16 protein-coding genes are annotated in these 14,992 nt (G+C 66.0%); 9 read left to right on the forward strand and 7 right to left on the reverse strand.

Annotated features, from left to right (window positions below; all coding sequences use genetic code 11):
- Positions 1–164 precede the first annotated feature (164 nt).
- Positions 165–944 carry a hypothetical protein gene (locus tag V5A53_RS01150; protein WP_332311722.1) on the forward strand — a complete coding sequence of 260 codons (780 nt, stop codon included), beginning with the start codon at positions 165–167 and terminating at the stop codon, positions 942–944.
- Positions 945–974: 30 nt separating this feature from the next.
- Positions 975–1,202, forward strand: coding sequence for a hypothetical protein (locus tag V5A53_RS01155; RefSeq protein WP_332311723.1), 228 nt, complete (start codon positions 975–977; stop codon positions 1,200–1,202).
- A 527-nt stretch (positions 1,203–1,729) separates the two neighbouring features.
- Here V5A53_RS01155 and sucD read toward each other — a convergent pair.
- The 3 genes from sucD to V5A53_RS01170 all read right to left on the reverse strand — a co-directional run bounded on the left by sucD (position 1,730) and on the right by V5A53_RS01170 (position 4,534).
- Positions 1,730–2,599 carry a succinate--CoA ligase subunit alpha gene (sucD, locus tag V5A53_RS01160; protein WP_332311724.1) on the reverse strand — a complete coding sequence of 290 codons (870 nt, stop codon included), beginning with the start codon at positions 2,597–2,599 and terminating at the stop codon, positions 1,730–1,732.
- A 1-nt stretch (position 2,600) separates the two neighbouring features.
- Complete coding sequence (gene sucC / locus V5A53_RS01165; protein ID WP_332311725.1) at positions 2,601–3,746, reverse strand: ADP-forming succinate--CoA ligase subunit beta; 1,146 nt, start codon at positions 3,744–3,746, stop codon at positions 2,601–2,603.
- A gap of 122 nt (positions 3,747–3,868) precedes the next feature.
- Positions 3,869–4,534, reverse strand: a complete 666-nt coding sequence (locus V5A53_RS01170) for a glycerophosphodiester phosphodiesterase (protein ID WP_332311726.1) — start codon at positions 4,532–4,534, stop codon at positions 3,869–3,871.
- A 169-nt stretch (positions 4,535–4,703) separates the two neighbouring features.
- On the opposite strand from V5A53_RS01170, the gene V5A53_RS01175 reads away from it, so the two are divergent.
- The 4 genes from V5A53_RS01175 to V5A53_RS01190 all read left to right on the forward strand — a co-directional run bounded on the left by V5A53_RS01175 (position 4,704) and on the right by V5A53_RS01190 (position 9,866).
- A complete protein-coding gene (locus V5A53_RS01175; RefSeq protein WP_332311727.1) occupies positions 4,704–6,020 on the forward strand; it encodes a sodium-dependent transporter in 1,317 nt (438 codons plus the stop codon).
- Between the two features lie 83 nt (positions 6,021–6,103).
- Complete coding sequence (locus tag V5A53_RS01180) at positions 6,104–7,654, forward strand: acyl-CoA carboxylase subunit beta (RefSeq protein WP_332311728.1); 1,551 nt, start codon at positions 6,104–6,106, stop codon at positions 7,652–7,654.
- Positions 7,655–7,656: 2 nt separating this feature from the next.
- Positions 7,657–7,899 (forward strand): acc operon protein, encoded by a 243-nt coding sequence (locus V5A53_RS01185; protein ID WP_332311729.1) that lies wholly within the window; start codon positions 7,657–7,659, stop codon positions 7,897–7,899.
- Positions 7,900–8,027: 128 nt separating this feature from the next.
- The gene (locus V5A53_RS01190) at positions 8,028–9,866 is read left to right on the forward strand and encodes an acetyl-CoA carboxylase biotin carboxylase subunit (RefSeq protein ID WP_332311730.1); all 1,839 of its coding nucleotides are present in this window, start codon (positions 8,028–8,030) and stop codon (positions 9,864–9,866) included.
- A gap of 102 nt (positions 9,867–9,968) precedes the next feature.
- Here V5A53_RS01190 and V5A53_RS01195 read toward each other — a convergent pair whose 3' ends face one another.
- Complete coding sequence (locus V5A53_RS01195; RefSeq protein WP_332311731.1) at positions 9,969–10,871, reverse strand: DMT family transporter; 903 nt, start codon at positions 10,869–10,871, stop codon at positions 9,969–9,971.
- Positions 10,872–10,981: 110 nt separating this feature from the next.
- Between V5A53_RS01195 and V5A53_RS01200 the strand changes: the two genes are divergently transcribed.
- Together V5A53_RS01200 and V5A53_RS01205 are read left to right on the forward strand one after the other, a co-directional pair.
- Complete coding sequence (locus V5A53_RS01200; protein WP_332311732.1) at positions 10,982–11,473, forward strand: hypothetical protein; 492 nt, start codon at positions 10,982–10,984, stop codon at positions 11,471–11,473.
- 59 nt (positions 11,474–11,532) lie between these two features.
- Positions 11,533–11,907, forward strand: a complete 375-nt coding sequence (locus V5A53_RS01205) for a VOC family protein (RefSeq protein WP_332311733.1) — start codon at positions 11,533–11,535, stop codon at positions 11,905–11,907.
- Here V5A53_RS01205 and V5A53_RS01210 read toward each other — a convergent pair.
- From V5A53_RS01210 to V5A53_RS01220, 3 genes are read right to left on the reverse strand one after another with little or no spacing between them, the layout of a single operon-like run.
- Positions 11,904–12,275, reverse strand: a complete 372-nt coding sequence (locus V5A53_RS01210; protein WP_332311734.1) for a universal stress protein — start codon at positions 12,273–12,275, stop codon at positions 11,904–11,906. The two genes, V5A53_RS01205 and V5A53_RS01210, sit on opposite strands and share 4 nt — an antisense overlap.
- A gap of 24 nt (positions 12,276–12,299) precedes the next feature.
- Positions 12,300–13,244: a D-2-hydroxyacid dehydrogenase gene (locus tag V5A53_RS01215; RefSeq protein ID WP_332311735.1), complete on the reverse strand. Its 945-nt coding sequence runs from the start codon at positions 13,242–13,244 to the stop codon at positions 12,300–12,302.
- A gap of 39 nt (positions 13,245–13,283) precedes the next feature.
- Complete coding sequence (locus tag V5A53_RS01220) at positions 13,284–13,658, reverse strand: universal stress protein (protein WP_332311736.1); 375 nt, start codon at positions 13,656–13,658, stop codon at positions 13,284–13,286.
- Positions 13,659–13,743: 85 nt separating this feature from the next.
- Between V5A53_RS01220 and V5A53_RS01225 the strand changes: the two genes are divergently transcribed.
- Positions 13,744–14,988, forward strand: a complete 1,245-nt coding sequence (locus V5A53_RS01225; RefSeq protein ID WP_332311737.1) for an MFS transporter — start codon at positions 13,744–13,746, stop codon at positions 14,986–14,988.
- Positions 14,989–14,992: the final 4 nt, after the last annotated feature.

The raw sequence follows: 14,992 nt of genomic DNA on the forward strand, positions 1-14,992 counted from the left end.
CCACCCTCAAGGACCGAGGCGCGGAGCGCCGAGGGAGTAGGGTGGGGTAGTTTACCGAATCGTCCCATCGGGCGAGTCTGTGTCCGGTATAATCTCTCGCATCGACACGATATTCAAGCGCCGTCGGCCGCAAACGCTTTCTCGGCGGCCGTATCACGACAGGTATGGTCACTCCGGTCGAGGCGGCAGCCATGCTGGCCGCCGCCCTCATGGGTGGGGTCGTAGCCCGGTTGGCGGTCCCGACCCGCTGGACCGTCCTCGCCGCCGGGCCGTGGACTGTCACCGCCGCGCTCGCCGTCGTCGCCGCGCGCATGGGCGCCTACGACGCGCTCGCGGTCGAGATATCGTCTCGGACCATCATCGCCGCCGTCGCCGCACTCGCAACCGGAAGTTGGGCCGGGAGCATCCATCTGGCGGACCTTCGCGGACTCACCTATCGGGATCGCTATCTGGCCGCGACGGGCAGTACGGCCGGCATCATCCTCGGCGGAGCGGTCCTTTTTCAGGCCGACCTCTCGGCGCTACGCCTCGTCTGGTTCGTCATCGCACCCGTCGCCGCCGCATTGCTCGCGGCCATCGGCTACTTCGTCCTCGGATTGGTGTACACCGATGCCCTTACCGAACTCCGATTGGCCGGCCTCTATACGCTCGGGGCCATCACCCTCGATGGCGTCACCTCGGCGGTCGTCGTCGAACAGTTGGGCGGGACCCAAACCGGGATGGTGACGATGGCGCTCGACCGGCTGGCGGGGATGGTCGGCGTCGACCCCTACCTGTGGGCCCTGTTGCCCGGCCACGTCTTCGTCGGCATGGCCTTCGTCGGCGCCTGTGGCTGGGTGAATCGGCAGAGTAACGCGGTCGGCCTGCTGTTCGCGCTCCTCGGCTCCATCGCCGTGCTGTGGTCGGCGGCCGTATTGCTGGTGGCCACCGTGCTCCTCGGATAGCTTCTTATCACATCGACATCAACGGGACCTGTGAGCAGTTACATCCGTGACCCCGTCGGGACCGGCGTGGCCGTTCTCGTCGGCATCGCGTTCGGCGTTACGCTCGCGGCACCGATGCTCCCCAAACAGCTCTCGCTGGGGTTGCAGTTCGGCGGCGACCGTATAACCGCATTGCTCGTCTTGGGTACGATCGGTCTCGTCGCGGTCCCCCTCGGCGTGTTCCTGCTGTTCATCCTCCTTTCTCGGGCCGAGGTGTGACATAATATCCTCCGAATACCCGAGCCAGCCCCGAGTATGATGATTTATGAAAGAGTTCGTTCAACCCGACCGACCAATTATATCCGAAGATTTTTGCTCGTGTAATTAGTAGCCGCAACAGCAAGCCGGGGATCGGAAAGTGGTGGGGATGCACCCGCTTCCCGCTTGTTGGGGAGGAATCTATGATCGAAGAAGGAACGATTACCTGTACATGCGGTTCACTGGTCGTATTCGATACTACCGACGACAGAGTTCATTGTGACTGCGGCGCCAACTACATCGTCACGATAACGCAAATAAAGTCACCGTCGGACGACTGACGGCTTCTCACCGCACCCCACGTTGGGGCGTGTTCGGCTACTCGCTAGCCAGCGGTTCGGATATTCGAACTTGACAGACGAATCTCATTCGGTCGATACCGGCTACAGGCGAGTCGTTGAAAAGTGCATCCGCAAGCGAACGAAGTAAGCCGTGAGCGGGCCGGCGGCCTGCGTCAGACGGCGAAGCCGGCCCGTGCAAAACGTGGCTTACAGGTAGTCCTCGATGTGGTCGACGACTTCGTTCGGGGTGTCACCGACGGGGACGCCCGCGTCGTTGAGGGCGTCGATCTTGGACTGGGCGGTGCCGGTGCCGGACCCGGAGACGATGGCGCCGGCGTGGCCCATGCGCTTGCCCGGCGGCGCGGTGCGGCCGGCGATGAAGCCGGCGACGGGCGTGTCCATGTTGGCGCCGATGAACTCGGCGGCTTCCTCTTCGTCCTCGCCACCGATCTCGCCGCACATGACGACGGCCTCGGTGTCGGGGTCCTGCTCGAACATGTCGAGGGCGTCGACGAAGTCGGTGCCGATGATGGGGTCGCCACCGATGCCGACGGCGGTGGTCTGACCGATACCGCGGCTGGTGAGGGTGTCGACGACCTGGTAGGTCAGCGTCCCCGAGCGGGAGACGAGGCCGACGTTACCGGACTCGAAGATGTTGCCCGGCAGGATGCCGAGTTTGGCTTCACCGGGGGTGATGACGCCGGGGCAGTTCGGCCCGATGAGGTGGGTGTCGGTCTCCTTGAGTTTGCGGTAGACCTTCGACATGTCCTGCTGGGGGATGCCCTCGGTGATGGCGACGACGAGGTCGACGGGAGAGTCGAGCGCCTCGAAGAGGGCGTCCGCGGCGAAGGCCGGGGGGACGAAGACGACGGACGCGTCAGCGTCTTCCTCGCGTGCGGCCTCGTGGACGGTGTCGTAGACGGGAACGCCTTCCACCGACTGGCCGCCGCGACCGGGAACCGCGCCGGCGACGACGTTGGTTCCGTACTCCATCATCTGGCCGGTGTGGAACTTCCCTTCACCGCCGGTGATGCCCTGTACCACGACGCGCGTGTCGTTGTCGACTAGGATACTCATGTTAGTTCGCCTCCTCATCGGCGTATTCGACCGCACGCTGGACGGCGTCTTCCAGCGTCTTTTCGACGGTCACGAGGTCGGTGTTCAGGATCTCCATGCCTTCCTCGGCGTTGGTGCCGGCGAGGCGGACGACGACCTTCTTCGGGATCTCGTCGAAGCTTTCGAGGGCTTCGTTGATACCGCGGGCGACCTCGTCGCCGCGGGTGATGCCGCCGAAGATGTTGAAGACGACAGCGTCGACGTTCTCGTCGGAGAAGACCATATCGAGCGCGTTGGTGACGCGTTCGGCCTTGGCGCCGCCGCCGATGTCGAGGAAGTTGGCGGGTTCGCCGCCGTAGTAGTCGACGAGGTCCAGGGTCGTCATGACGAGACCCGCGCCGTTGCCGATGATGCCGGTGTTACCCGAGAGGCGGACGTAGTCGAAGCCGTACTCGTTTGCCTTGGCCTCGAGTTCGTCCTCCGCGGCTTCCTCCTCCATCTCAGCGAGATCGGGGTGCCGGAAGAGCGCGTCCTCGTCGATGTTCATCACCGCGTCGGCGGCGATGACCTCGTCGTCGGCGGTGACCATCAGCGGGTTGACCTCGATCTCGGTCGCGTCCTTGTCCTCCCAGAGGTCGTAGAGCTGGGTCAGGATGGAGGCGACGTCGTTGGCGACCTCGCGGTCGACGCCGGCGTCGTAGACGGCCTTCCGGGCCTGGAAGGGGTGCATGCCGAAGGCGGGGTCGATGTGTTCGCGGACGATGGCGTCCGGGTCCTCCTCGGCGACCTCCTCGATGTTGACGCCGCCGCGGGTCGAGACCATCGCGACGGGCTTGCCGACGGTCCGGTCCATCGTCACGCCGACGTAGAGTTCGTTCGTGAAGTCGACGGCGGCCTCGACGAGCACGCGGTCGACGTGCAGTCCCTTGAGGTCCATCCCGAGGATGTCGTCGGCAGCCTCACGGGCCTCGTCGGCGTCGTCGACGAGTTTGATACCGCCCGCTTTCCCGCGGCCGCCCACCTGTACCTGCGCCTTGATCGCGACGGGATAGCCGATCTCCTCGGCCGCCTCGACCGCCTCGTCGACGGTCGATGCGAGCGTGGAATCCGGAACCGGAATTCCGGCATCGGCGAAGACTCCCTTCGCTTGATACTCGTGTAGCTTCATCCACCTGAGTTGGCGTTCGGCATGCGCTTAAAACGTGTCATATACTGCCGTAGCCGTGATAACACGGCGCACGTGACGGGCTCGCTCACAGGATAGCCGACCGCAAAAACGACGGAACGGCGCTATGGGGCGTCGTTCGGTCTGAGGTCCCAGTGGTCGGCGATGATGCCGTCGACGCCGAGTTCGGCGAGGTCCTCGGCTTCCGTGCGGGTACGAACCGTCCACGCGTTGACGCTCAACCCCTGTCGGTGGGCCGCGCCGACCAGTCGCTCGGTGCAGGCGTCGATGGAGGGGTGGACGTACTCGCAGTCGAGTTCGCGCGCGGTCCGGACGGCGTCGTCCTCCTCGGTGATGAGCGCCCGAGGCACGTCGGGGGCCGCGGTTCGACAGTCGGCGAGTTCGTCAGGCAGGAACGACGAGACGAGCGTCTGGGGGTGGAGTGAGCTCATTCGCGTCAATGCGTCGACCGCGAGTCCCGGTTCCTTGAGTTCGACGTTGACGCCGATATAGTTCGGGATAGCGCGCAGAATCTCAGGGAGGGTCGGGACGCCCTCCCCCGTTCCGAGGACGTCAAGCGCACGGAGTTCGTCGACGGTGTGGTCGGCCACGGCGCCGGAGCCGTCGGTCACGCGGTCGACGGTCGCGTCGTGAATCACGACGAGTTCGCCGCTTCCGCACCGCCGAACGTCTATCTCGATCTCGTCGGCGTACTCGGTCGCCCCCTCGACCGCCTGGCGGGTGTTCTCCGGGAACGCCCCCGCGAAACCACGGTGGGCGATGAGTCGCATATCTCTCTCTGACGGGTTGGTGAATAAGTGCCTGTCGTATGCCGCCCGATCATACTATAAAAAGGGTCGCCACGCGGTGGAAGTGTAGTATCGGGGTCATCTCGAACCCTTGCCACAGCGCCGTCAAATAGTGCCAATTATCACTATCCGATGTTGCTCTCCGATACGAATGTCAGACAGAGAGACGTGGGCGACGCGGCTCGGGTTCATACTCGCTTCGGTCGGCTCGGCCGTCGGATTGGGGAACATCTGGCGGTTCCCCTACCAGACGGCCGAGTTCGGCGGGGCGGCGTTTCTCGTCGTCTACCTGATCGCCGTACTGATCATCGGCCTCCCGGCGATACTCGCGGAGTTCGTCATCGGACGTCGGGCGGGGCTGAGTGCCATCGACGCCTTCGACGAGCTCAGGTTCCCCGGCTGGCGCGCTGTGGGCGCGCTGGGCGTCATCGCGGGCTTCTGGACGCTGTCGTACTACAGCGTCGTCGGTGGCTGGGTGTTCCGATACATCATCGGGAGCGTGACGGGCGCGTACCTCTCGGCGCCCGGCGAGTACTTCGGTGCCGTCTCCGCCGGCCCCGAGGCCATCGCCTTCCACGCACTGTTCATGGCCGTGACGATCGGCATCGTCGCGTTCGGAATCCGGGGCGGCATCGAACGGGCCACGCGCGTGATGGTCCCGAGCATCGTCGTGCTGCTCATCGGCCTTGCCGTCTACGCGTTCACGATTCCCGGCTCCGGTGCCGGCTACGAGTACTTCCTCCAGCCCGACTTCGCCGTCATCGCCGAGAACTATCAGACGGTCGTCCCGGCCGCGGTCGGACAGGCGCTGTTCTCGCTGTCCGTCGGGTTCTCTGTGATGATCACCTACGCCTCGTATATCGGCGACGACGAAGACATGTTCGTCGACAGCGGCGCCATCGCGGTGACGAACACCTTCGTCGGTATCACTGCCGGCCTCGTGGTCTTCCCGCTTTTGGCCGTACAGGGCGGCGACTACGGGTCAGCCGGTGCGGGCGCCGTCTTCGTGTCGGTGCCGACCGCGCTCTCGGAGGTCCCCCTCGGCGCTATCGTCGGGTTCGTCTTCTTCTTCATCGTGGCCATCGCAGCGCTTTCTTCGGCCATCTCGCTGCTCGAAGTCGTCGTCTCGCATCTGGTCGACACCTACGGCATGGAACGCAAGCGGACGACGCTCTTGCTCGGGAGCGTCATCTTCCTGCTCGGGGTGCCGTCGGCGATAGATACCGCGTGGCTGACGTGGTTCGACAACGTCGGCGTGAACCTGCTCGTCCCGTCGACGGTCCTGCTGGTAGTCGTCTTCGTGGGCTGGGTGCTCGCCGACGACGCAGTCACCGAGATTCAACAGGGCTCGGATGGCCTCGCCTCCCTCGGGCCGGTCTGGCTGTGGTCGGTTCGGACATTCGTGTTCGTGGCCGTCCTCGGCACGCTGGCGCTGAGCGTCTTCGAACTGACCGGCGCGCCGCTGTAGGCGGGTTTGGGGGAAATCCCTCATCTATCCGATAACGGAACGCCTTTTTCGTTGCTGTCCGTTCCCCGTGCAAGGCGGCCACTATGACGATGGATGACAAGATAGAGGAGTTACGCGAGAAGAAGCGTGAGGCCGAGAAAGGTGGCGGCGAGGAGCGGATCCAAGCCCAACACGACAAGGGCAAGATGACCGCCCGCGAGCGCATCGAGTACTTCCTCGATGACGGCACCTTCCAGGAGTTCGACCAGCTGAAAACACACCGGTCGACGAACTTCGACATGGACGAAGACCAGCCCTACGGCGACGGCGTCGTCACCGGCTACGGCGAAGTCGACGGCCGACAGGTCTTCGTCTTCGCCCACGACTTCACCGTCTTCGGTGGGTCCCTCGGCGAAGCCTTCGCGGAGAAGGTCTGCAAGGTCATGGACCGCGCCATCGAGACGGGCGCGCCCATCATCGGCCTGAACGATTCCGCGGGCGCCCGCATTCAGGAGGGCATCGACTCGCTGGCCGGCTACGCTGATATCTTCCACCGCAACCAGAAGGCCTCGGGTGTCGTCCCGCAGATCTCGGCCATCATGGGCCCGTGTGCCGGCGGCGCGGTCTACTCGCCGGCCATCACGGACTTCATCTTCATGGTCCAGGACACCAGCCACATGTTCATCACCGGCCCGGACGTCATCGAGACGGTCACCGGCGAGGAGGTCGGCTTCGAGGAACTCGGCGGGGCCTCGACCCACACCAGCGACACCGGCGTCGCACACTTCGGCGAAATCGACGAGGAAACCGCCCTCGACGATATTCGTCGCCTGCTGTCCTACCTGCCCTCCAACAACGTCGAGGACCCGCCCCGGGTCGAACCCTGGGACGACCCCGAACGCCGCGACGAGGAACTGCAGGACATCGTCCCCCCCGAACCACAGAAACCCTACGACATCGTCGACGTCATCGACCGCGTCGTCGACGAGGACTCGTTCTTCGAGGTCGCCGAGGGCTACGCCCGCAACCTCGTGACCGGGTTCGGTCGACTCGACGGCCGGTCGGTCGGCGTCGTCGCCAACCAGCCCCGCGTCAACGCCGGCACCCTGGACATCGACTCCTCGCTGAAGGGCTCGCGGTTCGTCCGCTTCTGTGACGCCTTCAACATCCCCATCGTCACCTTCGTCGACGTCCCCGGCTTCATGCCGGGCACCGACCAGGAACACAACGGCATCATCAAACACGGCGCCAAGTTGCTGTACGCCTACTCGGAAGCGACCGTTCCGCTCCTCACCGTTATCACCCGGAAGGCCTACGGCGGCGCCTACGACGTCATGGCCTCGAAGCACCTGGAAGCCGACGTCAACTACGCGTGGCCGACCGCCGAGATCGCGGTCATGGGTCCGCGCGGTGCGGTCAACATCCTCTACGACGACGAACTCGAAGCCGCCGACAACGTCGAAGAGCGTCGCCAGCAACTCATCGACGAGTACCGCGACGCCTTCGCGAACCCGTATACGGCCGCAGAGCGCGGCTTCGTCGACGACGTGCTGGAACCCCAGGAGACGCGGCCGCGACTCATCAACGACCTCGAGATGCTCGAATCCAAGCGCAAGGACCAGCCGGACCGCAAACACGGCAACATCCCGCTGTAACGATGCGGCTCGACATCCCGGACAACGCCGACGACGAGGAGGCCGCTGCCATCGCCGCCGTCGTCCGCGCCCACATGCGCGCACAGGAGGAGGCGGCCGACGAGGAGGACGTGGAACCCGAATGGGCCGGCAACCGGTGGCGCTTCACCGGCCGCGTCAACTCCCTGCAGAACCGCATGGTCCGCGTGCCGACCGACGCTCCCCGGGACGCCTGGAGCGCGGCCGGCCGAACCGACCGCTACTGAGCCGCCTCCGACGTCCGTCAACCTGTTTTATCCGAACAGTATACGGCCTGTATTGTGGAACTCTCCCGGAGTTGTCAATTGTGAAAATCGATAGAATGACGTATGCGCCGTGATTTTCTCCGCACAGCATGTTCGACAAGGTACTCGTTGCCAATCGAGGTGAGATCGCTGTGCGCGTCATGCGCGCGTGCGATGACCTCGGTGTGGACACCGTCGCTGTGTACAGCGATGCCGACAAGCACGGCGGCCACGTTCGGTACGCCGACGAGGCGTACAACATCGGGCCAGCCCGCGCAGCCGACTCGTATCTCGACCACGACGCGGTCATCGAGGCCGCGGAGAAAGCCGGCGCCGACGCTATTCACCCCGGCTACGGCTTCCTCGCTGAGAACGCCAAATTCGCCGGGAAGGTCGAGGCCCACGACGAGATAACGTGGGTCGGCCCCTCGGCCGAATCGATGGAACAGGCCGGCGAGAAGACCAAGGCCCGCAAGATCATGAACGAGGCCGACGTACCCATCGTCCCCGGGACCACCGACCCCGTCACCACCGTCGACGAGGTCCACGAGTTCGGCGACGAATACGGCTACCCCATCGCCATCAAGGCCGAAGGCGGCGGCGGCGGCCGCGGCATGAAGATCGTCCGCGACCCCGAGGAAGCCGAAGAACAACTCGAAACCGCCAAACGCGAGGGCGAAGCCTACTTCGACAACGATTCGGTCTATCTCGAACGCTATCTGGAGAGCCCCCGCCACATCGAGGTCCAGATCCTCGCCGACGAACACGGCAACGTCCGACACCTCGGTGAGCGTGACTGCTCGCTGCAGCGCCGCCACCAGAAGGTCATCGAGGAAGGCCCCTCGCCGGCCCTCTCCGATGAACTCCGCGAAGAGATCGGCGAGGCCGCCCGCCGCGGCGCCGACGCCGCCGACTACTACAACGCCGGCACCTTCGAGTTCCTCGTCGAAGAGGAAGACCGCGAAGACGGCGAACTGCTCGGCCCCGACGCGAACTTCTACTTCCTCGAAGTCAACACGCGGATTCAGGTCGAACACACCGTCACCGAGGAGCTGACGGGCATCGACATCGTCAAATGGCAACTCCGTGTCGCTGACGGCGAGGAACTCGACTTCTCGCAGGACGACGTCGAACTCGACGGCCACGCCGTCGAATTCCGTATCAACGCCGAGACCGCCTCCGACGACTTCGCGCCCGCGAAGGGCGGCAAACTCGAGACCTACGACCCGCCGGGCGGCATCGGCGTCCGCCTCGACGACGCGCTCCGGCAGGGCGACGACCTCGTCACCGACTACGACTCGATGATCGCCAAACTCATCGTCCACGGGTCGGACCGCGAGGAGTGTCTCGCCCGCTCGGACCGCGCGCTGGCCGAATACGACATCGAGGGCATCCCGACCATCATCCCCTTCCACCGGTTGATGCTCCGGGACGACGAGTTCACCGCCGGCACCCACACCACGAAATACCTCGACCACGAACTCGAACAGGACCGCCTCGAAGAGGCCCAGGCAAAGTGGGGCACCGGCGACGTCGAACCGTCCAGCGAGGAAGACGTCGTCGAACGGGAGTTCACCGTCGAGGTCAACGGCAAGCGCTTCGAGGTCGAACTCGAAGAACGCGCCGAGTTCGCTGCCGAACGCCCCTCCGCGCCCGGTCCCTCGGGCGGCGGCAGTGGCGGTGGTGGCGGAGGCGGGGGAGGTGGCGGCGGTTCCGCACCTGCCGTCACCGCCGAAGGGGAGGTCGTCAGCGCCGAGATGCAGGGGACCATCCTCGAGGTCAACGTCGCCGAGGGTGACACCGTCGAATCCGGCGACGTCATCTGCGTCCTCGAAGCCATGAAGATGGAAAACGACGTCGTCGCCGAGGTCGGCGGCACCGTCGCGGAAGTCGCCGTCGCCGAAGGCGACTCCGTCGACCAAGGCGACCCGCTGGTCGTGCTGGACTAGAACGCCCACGTTCTACACCGAACGTTCTGCACGGCGGGCTTGCGACTTGGCGAATCTTGTATTGTTCTTTTAAAAAAGCGTGCCCGTTGAGGCAGAGCCACTTCACGCTGGATAGCCGAACTCCCGTGCGATAACGCGGGCTTTCAGCACGAAGAACCCGCTGGCGATGAGCGTGAAGCCGACGACCATCGTGACAGTTAGGCCCTCATCCAGCAGGAGGATACCGCCGATGGTGGCGAAGACGGGGACGACGTAGGAGATGAGGTTAATCTCCAGCGGGCCGAACCGGTCCAGCAGCGTGAAGTAGATGACGTAGGCCACGGCGCTGGCGAGGACCCCGAGATAGAGGATGGCGACGAGACTGACCGGCGAGAAGCGGACGCTGGCGACCGGTTCGCCAGCGGCGAGACTGCCGGCATGGAGGAGGAGCCCACCGAGAACCATCGCCCACGCGGTCATCGGCGCGATACCGAGGGTGGGGCTTCGCGTCCGGAGGAGGACGCTCCCGAAGGCGACGCTCACGGCGGCGGCGACGACGAACGCGACGCCGATGAACTCGGCGCCGAGCAGGTTCGAGGGGTCCGGCCGGGCGATGACGCCGACGCCTGCGAGACCGATGAGGACGCCGACCATACGGCGGCCGGTCAGCGGTTCGGCCGGGAGGAAGACCGCCGCGAAGCCGGTGGTCAGGATGGGGATGAGCGCATAGAGGATGGAGGCGATGCCGCCCGGGACGGTCTGTTGGCCGACGAAAAGCAGGCTGTTGCCGGCGATGAGAAACGCGCCCGCGACGAGGATGGCGATGCCGTCCTCGCGGGTTTCGGGCCGCCACTCGACGCTTCGGACGACGAGAAACGCGAGCAGCAGTACACCGCCGACGTCGTATCGGAACGCGGCGAAAAGCAGCGGCGGCAGCGTTTCGAGACCGGCCGAGATGGCGGGAAAGGAAAGCCCCCACAGCGCCGAGAGGGCGACGAAAAGTCCGAGGTTACGTCCGATTCTCATTGGTCGGTTCTCGAAAGGAAGGGGTATAGTAGCAACGCACGGGACGGGACGCTGAAAGGCCATCCGCCAGCTATCCAAAACGCCATGCCGTTCCGCGAACAGTCGCCGATATGCGCGAACACATCGTCGGCCGGTCGCGGCGCCTGACGGGCTACTTCTGCGGCATCGCGTTCGGATTGGCCGTCCTCGTCGCGGGCCTGGAAGCCGCACGCGTGCAGTTCCTCGGAGACCTCGGTGGGGCCACGCTCTACGGCTATGTGGCGATCGGCCTGCTGGGTGGCCTCGTGCTATCGTTCGTCGCCGGGTATCTGAACGGCAGCATCCTCGCCAGTTGGGCCGGCGGCTTCGTGCCGGCGGCCGCTCGCGTCGGGCCACCGCTCGCCGACGGCGCGCTACGCGATGCGGCGACCACCCTCGTCGGGTCGGCGGGCGGCGCCGTACTGCTCGGGACGGTCGGCTTCGTCGCCGCCGTCGAGAAGCACCGCCACGACAGTCGGACGGCGGAGTTGCCGGAGCCGCCGTCCCGATTCGCGCTGTTGCAACTCGTCGTGCTGGCGGTGTTTCTCGGGACGACGTTGCTGGTGCTGTCGCTATTCGTTTGAACTGCGGCACGAACCGCGGATACCGTCGGGGTTATGCGTCCGGCCGACGCCCCGTCGATATGGCAATTCTCCATACCTGCCTCAACGTTGCCGACGCCGACCGCGCCGTCGACTGGTATACCGAGAACCTCGACTTCGAGGAGTCGTGGGGCTTCGAGACGCCCGACGGTGAAACCGTCAACCGCTACGTCGCCGACGAGGACGGCGTCGAACTCCAGTTATCGGACACCGACGGACAGACGCCCGCCGACGAGGGGGACCTCTGGGACCACCTCGCCGTCAAGGTCGACGACGTCGACGCCGCCTTCGAGGAGATCGACGACCACGGCGTCGTCAAGGAACCCGCCGACCAGCCCGCCGCCGGCGCCCGAACCGCCTTCATCGAGGACCCCGACGGCCACGTCATCGAGCTCATCGAGCCGCTCGACGACTAGGTGGGGTCGCTCGGAACGACGTAAACAGGTTCGTCGACTCGCGACAGCACTGCACGCGTCGTCGACCCGATAGTAGAGAGCCCACCCTCCCGTGCCGGACCCATGATTATCTCGTCGACGTCGTTCTCGCGGGCGAAGGTGACGACCTCCCGCGCTGGCTCGCCGTCACGGCGGAACGTCCGTACCTCGGTCACGTCCGCGAGTCGAATCTGCGCGAGATCGAGGGCTGCCTCGCGGTCGTCCGATTCGTCCGGCACGTCGACGGTCAGCACGTTGACCCGGTCGCCGTCCTCGAGTTTGTCACTGAGGTAGTCACAGGCCGCCTCGGTCGTCCGTTCGGACGCCGTCGCGACGAGATACTGGGTCACGACCGGCAGTTAGACGACCGGGGGTTAATCGCTTTCCCCAATTTCGACTCGGTTCCGAAGCGGGCGCCCATCGGCAAGCCGCCGGACGTTCTCGGCGACGATATCGGCCAGTCGGTCGTAGTAGGCGGGCGTCGCGCCGGCCGTATGCGGCGTTATCAACACGTCGTCGAAGCCCCACAGCGGGTGGTCGTCCGGCAACGGTTCGGGGTCGGTGACGTCGAGTGCCGCGCCGCCGAGCCGACCACGTCGGAGCGTCCGCACGAGCGCGTCGGTATCGACGACGGCACCGCGAGCGATATTGACGAGGACGGCATCGGACGAGAGAGTCCCGAACTCCGTCTCGCCGATGAGCCCACGCGTCTCCTCGGTCAGTGGACAGCACAACACGAGGGAGTCGGTTCGGGCCAGTGTCTCGTGAAGTTGCTCTTGGCCGAACACCTCGTCGGTCGGGCCGCCCTGTTCGGGTCTTCGGCGCACGCCGAGGGTGTGTACGTCGAAGGCGTCGAGCCGTTCGGCGATGGCGGTCCCGATGGCACCAAGGCCGACGATGGTGGCCGTCGACCCAGCTAGTTCGCCGGGGGAGTGGGGCTGCCACGTCTCGGCGCGACTCGCCTCGTGGAATCCTCGGGAGAGCGTGAGCATCGCACCGATGGCGTGTTCGGCCGCGTTCGGGGCGTGGACGCCCGCGGCGTTGGTGAGTTCGACGTCGGCCTCGGCGAGGGCCTCGAGCGGCAGATGTCCGTAGCCGGCGTACGCACACGCGAACAGGTCGATTTCGTCCGCCCGTTGGAGCAGGTCGGCGTCGATTCGCGGTCCCGTCACCACGTCGGCGTCGGCGATGGCCCGTCGCTCCTCGGCCGGCGTTTCGGCGTACCGCACCGTGTGGTCGTCGAGCCGTGCCCGGAGCGCGGCCGCGTACTCCTCGGCGTCGTGGCGATGAACGCCTTCCCGAAGGACGAGCAGGTTCATATCGGTCGTTCGACGGCCGGTCATATCAACCTCCGCGGCTCACAGCGAGGGCGGCACCACGACCACGGGCACGTCGGCACCCTCGACGATGCCTCGAGCGGTACTGCCCATCGCCGGGCCAGCGCCTTCGGTCCCCGCGTGTGGGCCGATGACGATGGTATCGGCGTTGCGCTCGGCGGCGGCCGCGAGGATGGCACTCGCAGGGTCGCCGTCGGATTCCAGCCGCTCAGTCGTGACGTCTGCGTGGCCGAGCAGTCGGGCGTTCGCGACGTTGAGGGCGTCGGCGGCGTCCCGCGTATCGGCGTCCGGCACCGTGACGACCGCAACGTCGTCATCGCTTTCGAGGCGGTCTTCGAGGTAATCGCAGGCGGCGGCCGTGGTATGGACCGAGTCGGTGGCGACGAGATACTGCATACCCACACCTCGGCCGGTCGCCCCTCGAAGCTTCGGGTCGGCGCGAAACGCGGCCCTTACCAACAGCCAGTGCGACGACTCGATAATGACGAGTCGTCGGCAGTGGGCGGCCTTGAGCGTCGCCACGTTCGCACGCTTCGCCGGGGCCATCCTTATGGGGACGGTGCTTGCGGTCATCGTCGAGGAACGCGCCTCGGCCTTCGCGGCAGGCATGGTCGGCACCGCCTACTACGCGGGCCTGATGTTCTTCTCGCCGTTCTGGGGCGCGCTGGCGGATATCTCCGGCCGACGGCGCCTCGTGCTGGTCGTGACCGGCATCGGCGGCGTCCTCGCGGTTCTCCCCCTGCTCGTCGTCGATACCGTTTCGGTCGCTATCGGCGCTCGGGGTATCTACGCCGCATTCCTCGCCGGCTTCGCGCCCGTCGCCCTGGCCATCGTCAGCCACCACGGCGGCACGACGGGACGGGGCCGCTCCATCGGCATCTTCAACAGCGCACGCTCCGGCGGGTTCGCGGTCGGCTACGTCGTCGCCGGCGCCTTGCTGGAGTACGTCACCCCCGTCGACATATACTGGGCCATCGCCGCGGTCACGTTCGTCTCGACGGTCGCGGTGTTGCTCGTCTCCGACCCGACGCCGACGCCTGAACGCCAACCGACCGCGACCGAACTGCTCGCCGAAACGCGCCGCCGGCTCTTTCCAGCCCCCGACGAACGCGGCCACCTCACGCGGAACGGCCTGCTGTGGCTCTACGTCGCCGTCGCGCTCCGGAACGTCGCCGTCCTCGGAATCATGGCCATCATGGCACCGTACCTCGTCGCCGTCGTCGGCGTCACGCAGGTCGCGATGGGCATCCTCCTCGCGTTCAACCACGGCTCGCAGGTCGTCTTCATGTACTGGCTCGGCGTCGTCGCCGACCACATCGGCCGCAAACCGCTCGTGGTCGTCGGCATGGGTGGCAGCGCCGTCTTCGCCGTCATGGCCGCCGGCCTGACGCTGCTTCCCTCCGGCCTTCCACAGATCGCCTTCGGCGTCCTCACGTTCGTCGTGCTGGGCGCGTCCTTCTCGGCGATGACCATCGGCGGCCTCGCCTTCATCAGCGACGTGGCGCCGGTTGAGCGGGAGTCCGAACTGATGGGCATCCGCGAGACGGCGAAGGGTATCGGCGGCGTCGTCGGCCCCGCACTCGTCGGCGCCGGGGCCACCCTTTTTACCTACGAGGTGGCCTTCGCCGGTGCGAGCCTCGTCGGCTTCGCCGCGACGGCCATCGTCGCGTGGGGGCTGGTCGAGACCTACGACGCCGACAGCAACGCCGTCGTCGTCGAGGACTGACCAT

Origin of the sequence: Natronomonas sp., from assembly GCF_036625485.1 — an archaeon.
GTDB lineage: Archaea > Halobacteriota > Halobacteria > Halobacteriales > Haloarculaceae > Natronomonas.

What these genes read in the sequence shown, in the direction of transcription:
- V5A53_RS01225 (WP_332311737.1), top strand. Translation starts at nt 13,744, where the DNA reads ATGACGAGTCGTCGGCAGTGGGCGGCCTTGAGCGTCGCCACGTTCGCA.
- sucC (WP_332311725.1), bottom strand. Translation starts at nt 3,746, where the DNA reads ATGAAGCTACACGAGTATCAAGCGAAGGGAGTCTTCGCCGATGCCGGA.
- V5A53_RS01180 (WP_332311728.1), top strand. Translation starts at nt 6,104, where the DNA reads ATGACGATGGATGACAAGATAGAGGAGTTACGCGAGAAGAAGCGTGAG.
- V5A53_RS01205 (WP_332311733.1), top strand. Translation starts at nt 11,533, where the DNA reads ATGGCAATTCTCCATACCTGCCTCAACGTTGCCGACGCCGACCGCGCC.
- V5A53_RS01170 (WP_332311726.1), bottom strand. Translation starts at nt 4,534, where the DNA reads ATGCGACTCATCGCCCACCGTGGTTTCGCGGGGGCGTTCCCGGAGAAC.
- V5A53_RS01190 (WP_332311730.1), top strand. Translation starts at nt 8,028, where the DNA reads ATGTTCGACAAGGTACTCGTTGCCAATCGAGGTGAGATCGCTGTGCGC.
- V5A53_RS01195 (WP_332311731.1), bottom strand. Translation starts at nt 10,871, where the DNA reads ATGAGAATCGGACGTAACCTCGGACTTTTCGTCGCCCTCTCGGCGCTG.
- V5A53_RS01150 (WP_332311722.1), top strand. Translation starts at nt 165, where the DNA reads ATGGTCACTCCGGTCGAGGCGGCAGCCATGCTGGCCGCCGCCCTCATG.
- sucD (WP_332311724.1), bottom strand. Translation starts at nt 2,599, where the DNA reads ATGAGTATCCTAGTCGACAACGACACGCGCGTCGTGGTACAGGGCATC.
- V5A53_RS01200 (WP_332311732.1), top strand. Translation starts at nt 10,982, where the DNA reads ATGCGCGAACACATCGTCGGCCGGTCGCGGCGCCTGACGGGCTACTTC.
- V5A53_RS01215 (WP_332311735.1), bottom strand. Translation starts at nt 13,244, where the DNA reads ATGAACCTGCTCGTCCTTCGGGAAGGCGTTCATCGCCACGACGCCGAG.
- V5A53_RS01220 (WP_332311736.1), bottom strand. Translation starts at nt 13,658, where the DNA reads ATGCAGTATCTCGTCGCCACCGACTCGGTCCATACCACGGCCGCCGCC.
- V5A53_RS01175 (WP_332311727.1), top strand. Translation starts at nt 4,704, where the DNA reads ATGTCAGACAGAGAGACGTGGGCGACGCGGCTCGGGTTCATACTCGCT.
- V5A53_RS01185 (WP_332311729.1), top strand. Translation starts at nt 7,657, where the DNA reads ATGCGGCTCGACATCCCGGACAACGCCGACGACGAGGAGGCCGCTGCC.